12 protein-coding genes are annotated in these 18,088 nt (G+C 53.8%); 3 read left to right on the forward strand and 9 right to left on the reverse strand.

Annotated features, from left to right (window positions below; genetic code table 11):
* Positions 1-155 precede the first annotated feature (155 nt).
* Both EHN06_RS10260 and EHN06_RS10265 read right to left on the reverse strand, forming a co-directional pair.
* Entirely contained in the window at positions 156-2,129 is a 1,974-nt protein-coding gene (locus EHN06_RS10260; RefSeq protein ID WP_127332496.1) for a diguanylate cyclase, read from the reverse strand.
* Positions 2,126-4,300, reverse strand: a complete 2,175-nt coding sequence (locus EHN06_RS10265) for an EAL domain-containing protein (protein ID WP_127332497.1) — start codon at positions 4,298-4,300, stop codon at positions 2,126-2,128. Before EHN06_RS10265 ends, EHN06_RS10260 begins: the two co-directional genes overlap by 4 nt.
* An 805-nt stretch (positions 4,301-5,105) precedes the next feature.
* Between EHN06_RS10265 and EHN06_RS10270 the strand changes: the two genes are divergently transcribed.
* The 3 genes from EHN06_RS10270 to EHN06_RS10280 all read left to right on the forward strand — a co-directional run bounded on the left by EHN06_RS10270 (position 5,106) and on the right by EHN06_RS10280 (position 10,387).
* On the forward strand, positions 5,106-6,896 hold the full coding sequence (locus EHN06_RS10270) for an EAL domain-containing protein (protein ID WP_127332498.1): 1,791 nt from the start codon (positions 5,106-5,108) through the stop codon (positions 6,894-6,896).
* A 362-nt stretch (positions 6,897-7,258) separates the two neighbouring features.
* Positions 7,259-8,032, forward strand: a complete 774-nt coding sequence (locus EHN06_RS10275) for a substrate-binding periplasmic protein (protein ID WP_228257263.1) — start codon at positions 7,259-7,261, stop codon at positions 8,030-8,032.
* A 225-nt stretch (positions 8,033-8,257) separates the two neighbouring features.
* Positions 8,258-10,387 (forward strand): TonB-dependent receptor plug domain-containing protein, encoded by a 2,130-nt coding sequence (locus tag EHN06_RS10280; RefSeq protein ID WP_228257264.1) that lies wholly within the window; start codon positions 8,258-8,260, stop codon positions 10,385-10,387.
* A gap of 12 nt (positions 10,388-10,399) precedes the next feature.
* Here EHN06_RS10280 and EHN06_RS10285 read toward each other — a convergent pair whose 3' ends face one another.
* Genes EHN06_RS10285 through EHN06_RS10315 form a run of 7 tightly spaced genes read right to left on the reverse strand, consistent with a single transcriptional unit; the run spans position 10,400 to position 18,025 of the window.
* Entirely contained in the window at positions 10,400-11,197 is a 798-nt protein-coding gene (locus tag EHN06_RS10285; protein WP_127332500.1) for a citrate/2-methylcitrate synthase, read from the reverse strand.
* Positions 11,194-12,024 carry a citryl-CoA lyase gene (locus EHN06_RS10290; protein ID WP_127332501.1) on the reverse strand — a complete coding sequence of 277 codons (831 nt, stop codon included), beginning with the start codon at positions 12,022-12,024 and terminating at the stop codon, positions 11,194-11,196. The genes EHN06_RS10285 and EHN06_RS10290 overlap by 4 nt, the downstream gene beginning before the upstream one ends.
* Positions 12,025-12,034: 10 nt before the next feature.
* Positions 12,035-13,774: a thiamine pyrophosphate-binding protein gene (locus tag EHN06_RS10295; protein ID WP_127332502.1), complete on the reverse strand. Its 1,740-nt coding sequence runs from the start codon at positions 13,772-13,774 to the stop codon at positions 12,035-12,037.
* A 55-nt stretch (positions 13,775-13,829) separates the two neighbouring features.
* Positions 13,830-15,521 (reverse strand): GGDEF domain-containing response regulator, encoded by a 1,692-nt coding sequence (locus tag EHN06_RS10300; protein ID WP_228257265.1) that lies wholly within the window; start codon positions 15,519-15,521, stop codon positions 13,830-13,832.
* Between the two features lie 10 nt (positions 15,522-15,531).
* Positions 15,532-15,990 (reverse strand): response regulator, encoded by a 459-nt coding sequence (locus EHN06_RS10305; RefSeq protein ID WP_127332503.1) that lies wholly within the window; start codon positions 15,988-15,990, stop codon positions 15,532-15,534.
* A 53-nt stretch (positions 15,991-16,043) separates the two neighbouring features.
* Positions 16,044-17,498 carry an ATP-binding protein gene (locus EHN06_RS10310; protein ID WP_127332504.1) on the reverse strand — a complete coding sequence of 485 codons (1,455 nt, stop codon included), beginning with the start codon at positions 17,496-17,498 and terminating at the stop codon, positions 16,044-16,046.
* Positions 17,495-18,025 carry a YfiR family protein gene (locus tag EHN06_RS10315; RefSeq protein WP_127332505.1) on the reverse strand — a complete coding sequence of 177 codons (531 nt, stop codon included), beginning with the start codon at positions 18,023-18,025 and terminating at the stop codon, positions 17,495-17,497. The genes EHN06_RS10310 and EHN06_RS10315 overlap by 4 nt, the downstream gene beginning before the upstream one ends.
* Between the last annotated feature and the right edge of the window lie 63 nt (positions 18,026-18,088).

The following is an 18,088-nucleotide window of genomic DNA, read 5'->3' on the forward strand; positions in this document are numbered from 1 at the left end:
TTCCATGGTGAGGTTCATGAAAATGTCTAAGAAGACGAACATGAACGGCTTGTATAAACAGACGCTGTTTCACATGCCTCCCTCGGAAGACGGCGCAAAATTGGCTGAGGACCTAACATGCAGGGATCATGATATCTGATGTTCTCCGAAGATCGTTAGGACTGCGGCGCATGTATACGGTTGCGTCCCGCTTCCTTTGCCTCATAAAGCTGTTGGTCTGCGCGTTTGATGGCCGACTTCAATGAGTACTCTTCGGTATAGACCTCCGTTACCCCGAGGGAGGCCGTGTAAGCTAGGGGGGCTTCGTCGATCAGGTCGACGTCAATATCAACGGGCGTTGTCTCCACCGCCTGCCGCAGGCGTTCAGCGATCATACGAGCCTGCTCCATATCGGTGTCAGGAAGCAGCACCGTGAATTCCTCGCCACCCATTCGGCATAGGATATCTCCGTCCCGCATCTGACTTTGTGCGGTTTGCGCGAAAGCCTGCAGAACCAGATCCCCCACATCGTGGCCATAACGGTCGTTGATGCGCTTGAAATGGTCCAGGTCTATGGCGATAAGGCTCAGAGGTCTGCCGTTTCGCCTCGCCCGGGCCATTTCCATGTCCGCCTGGTTTTCAAGGTATCTTCGGTTACCTAGCCCGGTCAGCGTGTCTGTCATTGCCTGCCGAGTCAGCAAGTCTTCCAGTTGCTTTCGCTCGGTAAGATCAAACACCATGGCCCGGCTGTACTGGAAGCCCGTGGAACTTGTCCGGGCGGTGGCCTCAATCGCAACCGGGAGGGTGCTGCCATCACGGCACATCAGCTCACATTCCGCCGAACCCTCATGACCGTCCGCCAGCACTTGCCGGAAGGCTTCATCAAAAGCGCCCCGCGTTTCTGGCGTCACCAGTTCACGGTACGGCTTTTCGCCAATCAACTCATCTGAGCTGTAGCCTAGCCATTGTAGTTCAGTACGGTTGATCATGATGATAACGCCTTTTTCATTCAGGGAGTGGTATCCGCAGGGCGCGTGCTCGTAGAGATCGGTCAGTTCCCGGGCATAGTCTCTTGCTTCCCGGGACAGTTGCTGTGCCCTGGCCCGCAGAGTTCGCTGGTGGTGATTCGTCAGTACCCAACCAATGCCAAAGGCAATCGCCAGCACATAAACGAGCGCCACCAGCGCCGCTTTCCAGGGACTTTCAGTCAGCAGATAAGTGAGGCCGGGTCTCGGAATGATGATGCCGAGCCGCCACGGTTGAGTACCCGGCATCCCGAGAACTTGTTCGGCCTGGCTGCGAAAGTGATGAGTTCGAATGTCATGGGTACGGAAAAAGAGCAAATTGTCACCGAGAAGCCTTTCTCCCCGGTTGGAAGTACGCATCGCCTGCCAGACATCCGGCCACCGCGTCGGCAGAGAACCGCCAAAGGGTATGGCACCACTTCCTGTCGGTAAGAGCCAGGAGCCGTGAGCATCAACAAGTATGGCCCGGGCCTGTGAATGAGTGCCTATGGCATGTGGCAAACGGCTGGCCAGAGACTGCCAGTCCAGTGTAAGGAGCAGCACTCCCACTCGTTCTCCACCCTTCCCAAATACGGGCGTCGCGATGTCCACCACAGCTGTGGTGACTTCGGGGCCGACAGTTCCAGGTCCGAGATGCGGTGGTGAGACGTAAAGGCTTCGCGCCTTAAGTGTCATAGCCTCCCGGAAATACAGGGCATCGGCATGGTCTTGGCCAGCCGCAGGTGATACCGAATTCTGTGTGGAGAAGTGTTCGTTGCCGTGTATGTCAATCAGGGCCAGACGAGTGTAACGACCGAAGTGGGCCAACAAAGTATTGAACATTGCCCCTAGCTGCTCCCTGTTTACGTGCAGCAGGCGTTCTTGATAAGGCGACCGGGTTTCTTGCGCATTGCTGAGGTACCGTACCACAGAAGCAAATTCTGCAACGGCCAGGGAGTGATTCAGGCTCTCGTTCATGCCCTGAAGGAGCACATCGTATTCAGCCTCCAACAGAGCTTGGGCCGTGATACGCGTTCTCTCCAGCCGACTCTCAATGTTCGACCAGAAAATCGGCGCCAGAGTTGAGGTTACCAGTAGTACAGGTATAAGCGTGGCCAGGACCAAGCTTATACTGAGTCTCTTCATATCGAGATATCCACTGGTAAGAGGTCAGGCAGCTTTTTCAGCTCCGCCAGAGGCATTGGTCGGGCAAACAGGTACCCCTGCAAGACGTCGCAGTGTCGGTAGGCCAGATCTTCCTGCTGTTCCCGGGTTTCTATCCCTTCTGCAACAACTATCATATCCATGTGGTGGGCCATGGTAATCACGCCCTGAACAATGGCGGCAATTCGGTGATCTGTTGTGGTTGTTTCAACAAAGCTTCGATCGAGTTTTACTTTATGGGAGGGTAGATCCCTAAGATAACTAAGGCTGGAGAAGCCGGTCCCGAAATCATCCAGGGCTACACGTACACCCAGGAGTTGTAGGGTTTCCATCAGCTCTATTACTGGCTTGGCTCCATCCAGCAAGACGCTCTCGGTTACTTCCAGCTCTAGCAGCTGTGGCGGAAGCCCTGTTTCTTCCAGTACCCGGCGAACGTCGTCCAGAAAACCGTCACGAATGAACTGGAGCGACGAAATATTAACAGCAACCTGTAGCCCCCCTTCCCCCCGATGGGCATTAAAGTCTGCTATTTCTATGCAGGCCTGCTTGAGGATCCAGAGGCCAAGGGGCACGATCTGGCCAGTCTGCTCGGCCAATGGAATGAATTCACCGGGAGAGAGCATCCCCCGGGTAGGATGACGCCACCGTACCAAAGCTTCTACACTGCATATACGCCCCGTGACGGCGTCCACCAAGGGCTGGTAATGGACTTCGAACTGGTCTTCCTTGAGCGCGGCATGAAGATCATGTCTCAGGGTCACGCTGTCCCGGCTGCGATCGGCTTTGTGACCTCTGTACCATTGCCAGGTGTTCCTGCCCTGCCGCTTGGCCCGCTCTCGGGCTATATCCGCAAACTGGAACAGCTCATGTGGAGCGTTCAAAGGTGTGCAGTTACAGGCGATCCCGATACTGGCACTAATGTGAATCATCAGGCCGTCCACCTCAATTGGCTGCGCAAGGTGCGCCAATATTTGCTCTGCCAGTTGAATAACCTCATCCCGGGTAGTGTAGCGAGGTATTAGCACGCCGAATTCATCCCCAACCAGACGGGCAACGGTCGCTTCAGGCTCAACCAGATTGGTCAGGCGCTGGGCAATGGCCACGAGAAGCTGATTACCCACATGGTGTCCCAGTTCATCATTAATGGGCTTGAACCCGTCCAGATCCAGATACATGGCGGCCAATGAGTCACTTGCCCCGTTCCTTTCCAGCGTATGCTTCAGCTTTTCATGGAATGACGCCTGGTTGGGCAATCCGGTAAGCAGATCATGGGTTGCCTGATAGGTAATCTGAGCTTCCTGCTCTTTTTGATGGGTAATGTCCTGCTGGGTGCCGATGAAGTGAGTGCAGAGGCCATCGCTGTCAAACACTGGACTAATCCGCAGGTGGTTCCAGAAAGGCGTGCCGTCCTTTCGGTAATTAATGAGCTCAACATTGACCTCCGTTTGATGGTGCAACCCCTGACGTATAGCTCTAAGAGCCTCCGAGGATGCGTTCGGCCCTTGAAGAAAGCGACAGTTCCGCCCGACGACTTCGTTGTGGGCGTAACCGGTCATTTCAGTGAACGCAGGGTTGGCATAGACAACCGGCATATCCGGACTGCGTGCGTCCACCATTAGCATACCGTTTGGGCTTGCCTCTATACCCCGCTTAAGCAGGTGCAGTTCTGCATCTTGTTTTTTTTGAGCTGTAATGTTCCTGCAGAGGCCGTAAACGCCGACGATTTCGCCCTGGACGGTAACCGGAAAGTTAGTGATCTCCAGATCATAGGACGAGCCGGATGCATGGGTACCCATTGCTTCATAGGTGATGACGTCACCTTTTCGGGCCCTGTTGAACGCCGCCTGGGTTTGTGCGCGGTGATTGGGTTCAACAAAGAGGTTGAAATGTAGGCCATGCATACGATCTGCTGTGTAGCCGGTAATCGCTTCAATTGCGGCGTTGCAGCTCTGGAAGTGGCCATCCAGGTCAAAGGTGCACACCCCATCCGGATGGTTATCGAACAGGGCCTGATGCCATTCGGAGAGGGTTAGATGGTCCTGGGCGTTCCCCTGGCGGAAAAAGGCCATGGGCTGTTCCAACCGATATTGCCGGGGGGACAGCTCATGGATGTCCTGCCACATTTTTAAGACGGAAAATTCTGTATTACTCATGAGGTCCTGTCCCAGATCCGACGTTATCAACAGATGCCTGCGCCTAGGAGATGACAGAAAGCGACTCAGATAGAGAGTTAATCTGTGCAACTCGCAGCACACCCTGCATAGACACCGGACTCATAAGGACGAATTTGGCCGCATTCAGACGACCATTTCAATAGTCATATTATTTAAATAAAGGCAGATTGAGTAATCTTTTGTAAAATTCATGAGAAATAATGCTATTCATGGAGGCAGAAAATATTAATCTGAAGATGATTCGGGAAAAAACATAACGGTATCCTCCGTGCGCTCTACCCTACATGCTTAACATGCTGAATATATTGAATAGAATCCGATAGTTCTCATAGCCCGAATTTACAAAGTTTTACTTGGTATAGGTCAAGTCGGTGAGACTCTTCTATTTATAAGCGTTATTTTTAATGCATGTATGCGGCTGGATCTACCGCCCGCTGTTTAATCACAATGGGCCTGTGTAAATATCAAGCAATAAAAAAGGCCGGTTTCTGAATGAATAAAGTTAGCCTGAACGATCTGCCAGCGGCAGAGCCTAAAAAAAATTATGTGCGACTTTCGTTGTGTTTACCTACCCGTTTTGATCCGTTCGCGGACACAACAGGATTTTTAACAAGGCTCGTCGACGGCGGGACTGTTGGTACTTGCGCATCAGTTCTGGTGTGATACAAATCAAGCAGTGTACTGACATGTTCTTCCGGAGCGTAGCCCAAGATACCTGAGCAATGACTGGAGCCAACGTACGCAGGATCGCAACTAAGCACATGCACAGCGAGGAGAAACTGGGATGCCGCTCGCACTAGAGGCAAAACTACACGATCACCTTGTCCAGTTCTATCAGGATGACATTTCCCTCACGGGCACTCTGGCTGATTACTTTCGAGCCGGAGCAGACGCCGGCGAAAGGCTTCTTGCATTATTGACTCCGACCCATCGTGATGCACTGTTGCAGAAGATGAAGACTGATGGAATGGATACCCGCCGTCTGATTGCCGAGGGGCAGCTAGTCATTCTGGATGCCCGCAGCGTACTCGATCAGATCATGCACAACGGCATGCCGGTATACTCCCTGTTCGAGCAACATGTTCTTACCCATATCAAGGCCTCCGCCCCGACACCAGTAAGAGCTTTTGGTGAGCTGGTCAATCTCCTCTGCGAAGACGGTAATCCATCGGCCGCAATTGAGTTGGAGGACATCTGGCATGGGGTTTGTGAGCACCTGCCAGTGACGCTGTTTTGTGGTTATGATCTCTACGCCTTCCATCAGGATGGAGGCCAGCAGGCGTACCGGACCATCTGCAGTCAACATTCCCACGTTTTCCCCGCCTGTGACCAGGCTCTGGACCATCTGACCGCCGCTGCTTCGGCAGAACAAAAGGCCATGCGCATTGCGATAGCGGATGTGCTGGACCGGGGCGAAATGACACAACACTTCAGCCCGATGGTCTGTGCGCGGACCCGACAGGTCCTGGGAGTGTATGCTTTGCCCTACTGGCATTCTCCCCGGTACGGTATTTTGGCGTCTGATAAGTGGATGGACGCTGCCAGAGAAGCTGGCCAGAGTGGCGCTATCCGTCGCTGGTTGCTCCACGGAGCCTGTCAGCAGGCAATGGGGTTTTACGTGGTGCCGGGTTCCGGTTTACGAATGACGGTTCCAGTCTCTGGTGATGACATCACCAGCAGTGATCTGGTGGTACAGATCGATGAGGCCCTGTCAGCCAGCGGGCTGCCCGGAGAAATGCTGGAGCTTGAAGTTCCCGGACAGGCCCTGGATGCTTCACCAAAAAAGTCGGCTACTGTGCTGAAAGCCCTCAAGGCCCTGGGTGTGCGTCTTTCGGTGACTGACGTTACCAGCTCATCTTCCATCCTGCGGTATTTCGGCCATTATTCCGTGGATGCGATCCGACTCGGCGAAGCCCTGATCAAAGAGTGTGTGAACAACCGTTATCACCAGGAAACCATTGAATCGATGATTGGCATAGCTCGTGAGTTGGGACTGGCGGTAACTGCCGGCAATGTCTCTACCCGTGAACAGGCCTCCTACCTGCGCGATCACGGCTGTAACACCCTGCAAGGTGGGTTATGGGCCAGGATGGACTACTCTGACTCGGAATCAGCGGCGGTTTCCCCGACCACGGCCAAGCATACAGGATCCCCCCGCCGGGAGAGCGCCGAAAGCGCCTGGAAGGAAGGCTATGATCTTCTCAGTGCCATTATGGATAACACCCTTGACGGACTGGCGGTGTTGGAATCCGTGCGCAATGAGGATGGCACGATCAGGGATTTTCGTATCCGTAAGTGTAATCAGCGTATGGGTGAGATTGTCAGGGGCACGGCCGACAACCTCATCGGTAAGCGCCTGTTGGACACTTATCCTGAAACCAAAGAAAAAGGCATATTCCAGGCCTATTGTAGTGTGGTCGAATCGGATATCCCCATGCAGATGGAAACCCGTTACCAATATGGGGGCCTGGATCTGAGCTTTCGCATTACCGCTGTCCGCATGAACGATGGCGTGCTAATTACGATCACGGATATTTCCGCACTCAAAAGGGGGCAGCACAAACCCCTTGCATGAACGGTACTTACGAACCCGAGACAAATCCAACGCGCCTGCGACATGCCTGGTCCATGGCCCGTTTTGTAGCAGCGCCTCAGCGGTAGAAATAATGGCAGACAGCGGACTTTTAATGTCGTCTGGTGGCCCTTGCCGTACTTGTCTTTCTGGTGGTTGAGCTTTGGATCCCGGCTGCGGAACTTATTGTCCGGGATTAGTTGGCCACTACAACCAGATAGACAAGAAAACCTGTAATACCATCAGGCCCCTGCTATAAACTGGCACCTCTTCCGATTGAAGTAGTTAAGGATGTCCGGAAAATGAGGTGCCACAGCTCTTTTGCATTACCACTGACCCTGGCTTTCGCCCTGTTCAGCCAGGCAGTGGCCGGCGCTCAGACGATTCATATAGCTACCGGGCACTGGCCTCCGTATCTGGATGAAGCTCGGCCTGATAAGGGATTCCTGGCGCAGATCATTCAGGAGTCCTTTGCGAACGAAGGCATCGAAGTGGATTTTACCTTTCTGCCCTGGTCCAGGGCCCTGGCAATGGTCGATCCGGAGCATTATCAAGCTTCAGCCGTCTGGTCATGTACGGAATCGAGAAAGCGGGAATTCCTGTACTCCGCACCAATCTTGCCTTACCAATACGTGTTCTATCATCGAACGGAGGATGTTTTCGATTGGGCTTCCTTCGCCGATCTCAGCGGATGGACTATTGGTCTGACTCAGGATTACAGTTACGGCGAAACGCTCAGTGGTGCTGTACAAAGTGGTATCGTCAACACCGATGTCACAACCTCCGATATAGCAAATTTCAAGAAACTGCTTCTCAAGCGCATTGATTTGTTTCCCATGGACCCTGTCGTGGGTGAAGCGATGATACGAAACCGTTTTGCTTCCCAGGCCTCTCGCCTGTCCTTTCATCCGAAACCGCTCCGCGAGGCATTCTACCATCTACTTTTCGACAAGGAATCTGCGGACCTCAGGCAGGCGTTTAACAATGGATTTGAGAAGCTACGCGAGAGTGGTCGTTACAAAACCATCATCGAGAAAGCGGTTGCTCAAAACAGCACGTCCGTCGCTGCCAGGATACTGGAAGACAAGCTGGTCAACTGGAACGGCTTGTCGTCGCCCTGCTCTCTTTCTGCCGAATAACACGGCCCCTGGTGTTATTGATTACAGCCCCCCCCTTTGCACTTGCTTATACGATGATTACAGCTAAACTCCTATTCAGCTTACTTTTTTCGTCGCTGTTTGGCTGATAAAGCCTCATCTTTCCCGGCATCCGTAGCGGTCGCGTATGTCAGGAGCGTGTCTCGGAGTCTGATCATTGACTGAATTGTTTCGACAAATGTTAAGAGTAAAGTGCTGAGATTGCGCATGCAGCAACGTCTATCCTCCCTAAGCCGACCTTCGCTCCCCTTCATGATTTCACGGGTGGTTGCTGTTATCGTTTGCTATTCAGCTGCCACCAGCGTTGCCGCGTCGGATGATTCTCTGTGGGACATTCCCCTGGAAGAACTCGGTCAGATTCGTGTTGTTTCAATTGCCTCCGGCAGCGAAACGCCTCTGGACAAGGCTGCTGCGATTACATCGGTCATCAGTGCTGATGATATCGCAGCGATGGGGGCCACGGACCTTGATCAGGTTCTGGAAACCGTGCCTGGCCTGCATGTAAACCACTCCGACCAGGCGTTTTCTCCCAAGTATGTATTTCGTGGCATTACTTCCAGTAATAACCCGCAGGCGCTCCTGCTGATTAATGGTGTACCCGTCACCACCATGATGTACGGAAACCGGGGTAATGCCTGGGGCGGAATGCCGGTGAAAGCCATTGAGAGGATTGAAGTTATCAGGGGCCCGGGTTCAGCATTATACGGTGCCGACGCGTATTCTGGTGTTATCAGTATCACGACGAAGAACCATGAGACCGTTGACGGGCAAACCGTCGGTGGCAGACTCGGGAGCTTTGAGACCCGCGGTGGCTGGCTGGAATCCGGTCATCAGCTCGGCGATATTGGTCTCAGCATGGTCCTTGAGTATCAGACCACGGATGGCTGGGATGAAACCATCGAGCGCGATGCGCAGACCAACTTTGACGAAACATTTGGCACCTCCGCGTCGCTGGCCCCCGGCCCGATTAACACGGGGGTGGATCAACTGGATGCCCGGTTTGAAATGGGCGGCGAACAATGGACATTCCGGGCGGGCCTGCAGGACCGTAGTAACCTCGGCACGGGGCCGGGGGTTGCGCAGGCACTGGATCCCAGGGGGAAGTTTTCGTCTCGTCGGTTCAACACGGATTACAGCTACCGCTGGTCCGACCTGGCAGAAGGCCTGGATCTGGAAGCAAGGATCTCCTACTTCAATATTACCCAGGAGCCGGAGAACGACATCTTTCTTTATCCGCCCGGAGCTTTTGACGGCGCCTTTCCTGACGGGCTGATTGGGAGCCCGGGTTACAAGGAAAACCAGGCTAGGTTCGATTTGAGCTCCATCTACCGTGGTATCCGGAATCACCGTGTGCACGCCGGGGTTGGCGCGTTTTGGGCGGACCTATATGAAGTCACGGAGCAAAAGAACTTCAATCCGGATTTCAGTCCCAAAGGCAGTGTGGTTGATGTGTCAGACGACCCAAACGAAGTCTGGATGCCGGAGGAAGATCGTACCAGCTACTACATGTTCGTACAGGATGAATGGCAGCTTGCGCAAAACTGGCAGTTGGTTAGCGGCATCCGTTTTGACGAATACTCCGATTTTGGCAGTACGATAAATCCTCGTGCTGCCCTGATATGGGCGACAACAGATAACATCACAACCAAACTTCTGTATGGTCGGGCCTTTCGTGCTCCGTCGCTGAACGAACTTTATGTCGCAAATAATCCGGTGTTTCTGGGTAACGACGACCTGGACGCAGAAACTATCGATACCTTCGAGATTGGCGTATCTCATCAGGTTACGTCGCAATTGCTGTACGGCGTAAACCTGTTTTACTACGAGATTGATGATCTCATTAATGCAGTTCCCATCTCTGGCCCCATTGCGACGGAATACCGAAACGCCGGCCAGCGTACCGGACACGGCGGTGAGATTGAGCTGGTGTATCAGGCTTCCGAGAACCTGTCTCTACAGGCAAATTATGCCTATCAGACCGCAGAAGACGAGCGTACGGGGCAATCGGTTGGCGAGGCTCCCAATCACCAGGTTTATACTCGCGCTGACTGGAATATATCGTCTCGCTGGCTACTGAGTTCACAGGTCAATTGGGTGGGAGAGCAGAAAAGGCCCGCCGCCGATGAGAGAGAACCGGTCTCGGACTACGCCACTGTGGATATGACCGTTCGAACCAGAGGGCTATGGCAAGGGTTGGACCTTTCTCTGTCGGTGCGAAACATCTTTGACGAGGATGTGAGAGACCCCAGCCCGTTTGCTGAACCTGCACCACCGATCCCCAACGACTTCCCCATGCCCGGTCGGGTTGTCGTTGGGGAGCTCTCCTACAGTTTCTGAAGCAATGTTCGTTTAATCTTCCCAGTCCCGCTTCTCCACACCATGATAAACAATGCTGTCACAGCGGATTGGGAAGAAACTGCCTTCCGGTCGACTCCTTGTGTCCCTGAAACACGGAGCCATGCCTGCCACAAAACAGGGTGTCAGGATGAGTTGATATTCCTCGCAACTGAACCCCATATCCGCAGCCAGTCCGGCATGCACGGCAGCAACGTTCATTGAGTATCCATACTTGTTGTTCAGGTATTCGTAGACAGCAAACGCCATCTTCAAATAACGGCCCTCGGAAAAACCATACTCCTTCGCTTTTTCCAGCGTGAAGGCGATTCGTTCGTCCGTCGTTGCAAGGGGGCGCCCATAGCCGTAAAGGATTCGGCCGAGCGACTTCTCATTGTCGACAAACTCTTCAAGGCTGCCACCCTCATCGCACCAGTTCCCTGCCCTGTAGAAAAAGTCGAGAGCCCGGACCTCTGGCCGGCGACCGTATATGGAGGCTTCCGATATGCTTAATCCGGCCATCAGGCCCAGTGACGGCGTGGTACGAACAGAACCCGCCAAGGCCGCTACATGGTTAGGCCAAATGGAAGGGTCGGGATAACTTGTTCCCACCCAGTAGCAGTTGAGCATCCTGGCAACGTTTTCTCCCGGGTCTTTGCCGAGAATGCAGTACAGATACAGATGTAGCCATTCAAGGTGATCCAGTTCATGGTGAAGATCCTTGCCATGCATAACAACGCGCTCGGTAAGGAAGGCTTTGCCAATGCGGGTCAACCAGTGACTTTCCGTTTCAAATAGCCGTTCGTGGTTCATTGGTTGTCCTCCCGGTCACGTTGATTGTAAGGGCCCGGGTCGTTCTCCAATTCAATGGCAGAACTGTAGAAGGGGAATTTTTTCCAGCCCATCTGGCGTTGTTCCAAAGCATGCGCCGCTGCACCGGGCAGTCTCAACATCAGGTAAAGCATACTGCCCTGATCCCGGTCGAGACCAAGATCCACAAACGCTGCCGCTGCTACAGCCGTTATCGAGATCGGGCATCCAAAGAATGTTTCCAGCGTGTCGCGTTGGCTTTTCAGCCAATGCAGCGCTCCGTTTTCCGGTGCGAACTGAACCAGAAGATTCAGCGCCTGGAGCAGAGTGGTTGGAATCTGGTCGCCATTTGGATCGAAGCCCGGAGGGTGCTCGATCGCCGGCCATATATCTGCCCGTTCATCTTCCTGGGGCGCCTGAAGGCGGGCCTTCCAGCGCTCGATGTCGTGACCACACTCGCTCCACAAACGTATACAGATCTCCAGTTCCTGCGACCCGCCGTAAAGGCCGGACCCCACCGCAAGGGCACACATAAGCGCGGAGCTGTGATTGGTTCCGGCTACGCCACCGTTCATAGCAGCGCGAATGCTTGCCTCCTTGGGGCCCAGGTTGGCCAGCACCATGGCCAGCTTCTCAAGCAGGTCCGCTTCAGCCGGTTGTGGCCGTTCGCCCTTGAACATCAACAACAGGTATTCGAACCAGCCCGCCCTGGCTATCACCTGGCCATACACATCATAACCATGACAATAGCTCGCCTTTGCAGCGAATGGATTGGACTCTTCCGGCTCTTCAAACCAGAACTTCGAGTGGTATACGTAGTCTGAGGACACGTGATTTCCCCTAATCTATTGGTCGGTTTTGTATTGAGCTGGTTAATACTTTCATTCTCGAACCCATGGGAGGCACCTGATCGCCGTCGACGATCACATCCAGCAGGCACGGGCCGGGGCGGGACAGGATTCCGGGTATGTCCAGATCGATCAGTTCCTCCATGGTTTCCACCCTGTAGGATTCCACCCCCAATGCGCGTGCCATCATGGCAAAATCCACGCCCGGCAATTGGGTTGCAACCTGCTCTCCCCCACTCAGCTTCTGCCCGTGGCTGACCATACCCAGTGAGGCATCATTCAGCACCAGCATAAGAACATTCAGGTTCTCCTGACGTGCGATGGTCAGTTCCTGGCCAGACATCAGATAGCTGCCGTCTCCGGTAAAACAGACAACCGGATGCTTTCGGTCCGCTATAGCCACACCGATAGAGGTCCCGATGGCCCAGCCCATGGCAGCGAAGCCCAGCCCGATATTGAAAAGATTTCGCTCTGGCGGCATGGACTCCGGACGCCGTACTTGCCAGTAGTGAATTCCCCAGAGAAAACTGTTGCCGGTATCCATCAGAACTCGGGTATCCGGCGGGCATATCCGACTCATGAAATGCATCATGGCCTGCGGCTTGATACGCCCCACCCTGTCGAAGCACTTTTCAGGTTCATCAAATCCGGTATTGTCGGGCCGATCGTCGTTAATGGCCGTCGTTGCGGGTTTACTGGCAGGGACAGCTTGCAGATTGTTGACCAGGGGGCCAAACAGCAGCTTGGGAGAGCCAAGTACGACCAGCCTTGCGATGGTGGACCGGCTCAAATGCTCAGGATTACTGGAAATGTGAATCAACCGGTCAGACAGGATGGTTGTCGGGTCCCACCCGCAGGTCGACACTTCATCCAGCGCGGTGCCGATAGCCACCACACGGTCGGCGTTTTCCATCTTCAGTGCGTCGGTGGCGCTATTATGGCCAGCAAAGCCAAATACCCCCCGATACAGCGGATGGAAGCTGTCAACAAGCCCCTTGCCGCGAGGCGTCGTTACCATTAACCAATTCCGCGCTTCCGCCAGGGCAACCAACATATCATTCGCCCCGGCGGCGCCCTCACCCAGTACCAGCGTGACTTTCTCGGCCGCCTCCAGCTCGTTCAGTAATGCACGAACCGAGGCCTCGCTGGGCGCCACTTCGTAATTGACGAACGCACGCAGCGTTTCGTCCTTTACATTAACTACGACTCTGTGGCGCATCACGTCCAGCGGGATTCCCAGATGGGCAGGCCCGGGCTGGTTGCTCATGGCATGACTCACAGCCTGGAGCAGTTTCGTTTCAAGCTGCGCCGGATGGGACACCAGAGTGTTGTAGCGGGTACATCTGGCGAACATCTCGACCGTGTGAATGCCGGTGCATGAGGTTTCCTGCAATGAACCCTGGCCAAATCTGTCGAGCGCCGTCTGCGCTGTAATGACCAACATGGGAATGCCATCTGAATAGGCAGACGACACACCCGTGAGAAGATTCGTCGCCCCCGGACCCGCAGTGGAACAGCAAACGCCGATTTTTCCGGTCTCCCGGGCATAGCCTTCCGCCATGAATGCCGCGCCGGATTCATGACGAGCTGTAATGGTGCGGATCCCTCCGCGTCGCTCGCTTCTCGCCAATGCATCATAGAATGGCTCAATACTCCCACCGGGGACGCCAAAAACATACTCAACACCAAGGCGCTCCAGATAGCGCAATATCAAGTCACCATTTTCAAGCATTGGGAATCCTTGTGGGGTAATTGCCATGTGGTGTGTAAATGGGAGGAAAGGTTTGTCAGTCCAGCGGCCTTGGCCTGGAAATCCCGAATCCCTGTGCGTAATCCAGTCCCAGCTCGACGAGGCGGGCCTTGACGTCATCGTTCTCGACGAACTCGGCAACGGTCTTTAGCCCGGCAGCGTGAGCAATCCGGTTGCATGCATCGACAATGCCGAGATCGATTGGATCGTCGAGTAGGTTGCGGACAAAACCGCCATCTACCTTCAGGTAATCCACTGGCAGGGCTTTGAGGTAGGAGAACGAGCTCATACCCGCGCCAAAATCATCCAAGGCGAACTTGAAGCCCGACTGTTTGGCATTATGAATGAATCGTTGCGTCGCATTGAGGTTCGCAATGGCTGATGTTTCGGTAATCTCGAAACAGACGCGTTCCGGTTTCAGCTGATACCGTTCGGCCATCTGGCGGATAAAGAGGAACAGCTCGGGTTCATTGAATGAGCTCCCGGACAAATTGATGAAAAAGGTACCGGTGTTTTTCCGGCCAAGGCCAGAGCGGTCGAGGTATTGGAAAGCCAGTTCAATGACTTTCCGGTCAACTTTGGTCATCAGGTTGAAACGCTCGGCCGCGGGGATGAATGCGCCGGGTGGGATAAGGTGTCCCCCTTCCTCAAGTCGGATCAGGAACTCGGTTCGATACCCATCCACGGAATCCGGCTGGAGCGGCACCATGTCCTGCTGCCAGAGACAAAAACTGTCGCTCTGCAGGGCTTGCTGGATTCGGCTGGTCCAGCGCATATCACTCTGGCGCTGTCGCATCTCGACGTCGTTCGATTTGTATATCTGAACATTGTTACGTCCGCGGTCCTTCGCTGCATAACAGGCCAGATCAGCGTGACTGAGCAATTCGCCGGCGCTGGTATAGTTACGGTTGACCAGCACCATACCGATGCTGAGGGAGATAGAAAACGGCTTGTTCTGCCATACAAACCGATAGTCGCTGACTTCGTCACACAACTTGTCGGCAACTTTTTGTGCATGGAATTCGTTACAGCCGCGCAGGAGTATCCCGAACTCATCCCCTCCCAGCCGTGCCAGGGTGTCGTCTGAGCGGATGTGGTGTGACAGTAAGGCCGCTATCTGTTTTAACAGATGGTCACCTGCAATGTGCCCGCAGGTATCATTGATGATCTTGAACTGGTCGAGGTCCAGATAAAGCAGTACATGCTGGCTATCGGTTGCATGGGTATCCTCCAGCGCATGTATCAACCGACGCTCGAATTCACGACGATTCACCAGATCGGTCAGGCTGTCATGGTAGGCCATGTGTTCAAGGGTTGTCTCGGCCAGGCGTTTCGCCCGACGAACGGAGCCTTCCCTCACCTCACGATCAATAGCCGGAATCAGCCGGGACAGATTGTCCTTCATGATGTAATCCTGGGCGCCGGCTTTCATGGCCTTGACAGCCACCCCCTCACCGATCGTGCCGGAGACAATAATCACCGGCAGGTCCACACAGTATTTTTCTGCCAGCTCCAACACCCGGAACGAGGAAAAGCCCGGCATGTTGTGATCGGTAATTACAATGTCCCATTTCTCCCTGCTAAGGGCGTTACTCAGGCGTTCTTCGCTGTCAACCAATTCATGATAGGGTTCGATGCCACCTTTACGTAACTCCCGCAGCAAAAGCAGGGCATCGTCTTCCGAATCTTCGACTATCAACATTCGTAACGGGTTGGCTGTATCAGTCATGGGTCTTACCTTACCCAAATGGGGGCGCCGAGCCGGTTTTTGGCACTTTGTTGACCTGTAGCCAATACCGGGCAAGTAGAGTCATCTGTTCGGTAAATTCCCGATAATTGATCTGCTTGGTAATAAAACTGTTAGCCCCCAGCCGATAGGCCTCCAGCAGATCGGCTGGTTCATCAGAGGACGTGACCATCACCACCGGCAACCAGTTGGTGAGCGGCGAGGATCGGATATGTTTGAGTACTTCCAGGCCGCTGACCTTGGGGAGTTTGACATCGAGCAGAACAACACCCAGTGAGTCCAGGTTCCTGCTCGGGTGTCCGGCATCGTCGCCAAACAGAAAATCCAGGGCTTCCTGTCCATCCTCCAGTACGATTACAGGACTGTTCTCACTGGCATTCTTAAGGGCACGGATTGTCAGAACCTGATCGTCCGGATTGTCTTCAACCACAAGGATTGAATGAAGATCCATATTTTGTTGCTCTTTCAAGGAATTGCATTAACATCGCAATGCTACACATCAGTCTAGCGTTGATCCACGAAAACAGGCAACTTCACCACAAAACTGGCTCCTTTGCCGACTTCCGATGTGGCGGAAATAGTGCCATGGTGGCGGCGAATCACCCGATAAACCGTCGCCAGGCCGATGCCCGTGCCCCCGAACTCGGACGGCGTGTGCAGACGATTGAAGGCGACGAAAAGTTTGTCGATGTAGCGCATGTCGAAACCAACGCCGTTATCCCGTACTTCTATGGCGATTGTGTGGCCCTTCCGGGTTGCAAGCACTTCGATAACCCGCTTTTCCTCCCTGGAACTGTATTTCCAGGCATTTTCCAGCAGGTTCTGAAATGCGATCCGCAACATCCGGCTATCACCGACAACCTGGATGCCTTGCTGGATATGTATTTCCGACGGTGGATCATCACTGACGCCCTTAAGCTCGTCCGTGATCTCCCGCAGCATGTGACTCAGGTCAATGGTGCGGTTTTCCATGGGCTGTCGACTGACACGGGATAGAATGAGTAAGCCATCGATCAGGCTTGCCATCCTCACGCTGGCTGCGCGAATTCGTTTTAAATAGTCCTTGCCAGAGTCATTGAGCTGGTCACCGCAATCCTCCTCCAATGCCTGCCCAAACCCTTCGATGGCTCTCAGGGGTTGTCGCAGGTCGTGGGAGACCGAATAACTGAAGGCTTCCAGCTCCCGGTTAGCCATGCTCAGTTCCGAGGTTCTTGCGTCCACGATCTTTTCGAGGTTATCACGGCTCTCCAGAATCCTAAGGTTCTGCTGTTGAATGGTGCCTATCATTTCATTAAAGGTATTTCCCAGACGTCCCAATTCGTCGGCACCAGAAACCGGTGCACGAATGGAGTAATCGTGGTTCAAGGCGATACGCTCCGCCGTATTGGAGAGCGTAAGAATGGGTTCAGACACGATTCTCTGAAGTCTTAGCGCCAGGAAAACAAGGGCAAGCAAAATCACGCTGCCTATCCCGATAGCCACCCAGACAAAGGTACGAATGTGGCCATGCAACACTTCCAGATGGGAGATGAGATAGAGTCGACCAACGGTTTCGTTATCCAGGGTAACGGGAATTAGCAGTCGATACATGTCATCGACAAATCCCATTTTCAGACGTTGATCAACATTCGGACATGGCTGTTCGTCAATGCCAACCAGTGAGGTCATGATGTTTCCCTGATCATCGTAAACACATGCCTGCCGGATTGTGTTGATACGCTCAAGGCTGGAAACGATACTGGTCAGTTGTTCATTATCTTCGAAGATCAGGGCCGCGGCAGATTGCTCCGCAAGAATGCCTGCAATCACATGAAGCTCGGATTCAAGCTGTTTTTTATAGTTTCGGTTTTCAACGAAGATCAGGCTGGCGCAAACCAGCGCGATTCCCAGGGCACTGGTGAACAGTGTAAGGAACAGTAGCTTGGTTTTAAGCCGCCAGTATCGCCACCTTCCCATCATCGCAACACCCTCACCGCGAGTTCAAGGAGACGGGAATTAATCGTCAGACCAGCTTCCGTTGCAGCTTTCAGGTTAATTTCAAAGCGGATGACGTTGCCCCGTTTCACATAACCAAACATACCCCCGTTCCGGATAAAGTCGGGCAGGTCACTGACCGTGAGTATGCCTCCTTCCTGGGCAATACCCAGAAGATTGCTGAGATTTCTGGACTGCGACTGGCCGATATAAAGCACATCACACTCTGTAAGGCCGGCGACATTGTCGGGGTACCGTAGCCGAAGCTCCCTGCCCTGGGATTTTCGGCCACGAAGCGGATCGAGCAGGTCGCCAAACGGGTCGTCACCAAAAACACAAACGTCCAACGGGGCGGAACTGTCCTCAACCTGAGACCAGCTTACAAAACGCGTGAAATTGTACAAAAAGGCCGCTTTGACTTCGTATTCGGACCGTATTGACCCATGGGCGAACGTCAGGCCGAGGCATAGGCTGAGGATGGTGGAGACAAAGTATTTCAGGTGATCCCTCACAAGTCGGCCAACAGCAGATGGTTATGTCGGAAAAAGGCAAACGGGAAGCTGGTGCTTACCGAA

It is taken from the genome of Marinobacter sp. NP-4(2019), assembly GCF_003994855.1.
Taxonomy (GTDB): Bacteria; Pseudomonadota; Gammaproteobacteria; order Pseudomonadales; family Oleiphilaceae; genus Marinobacter.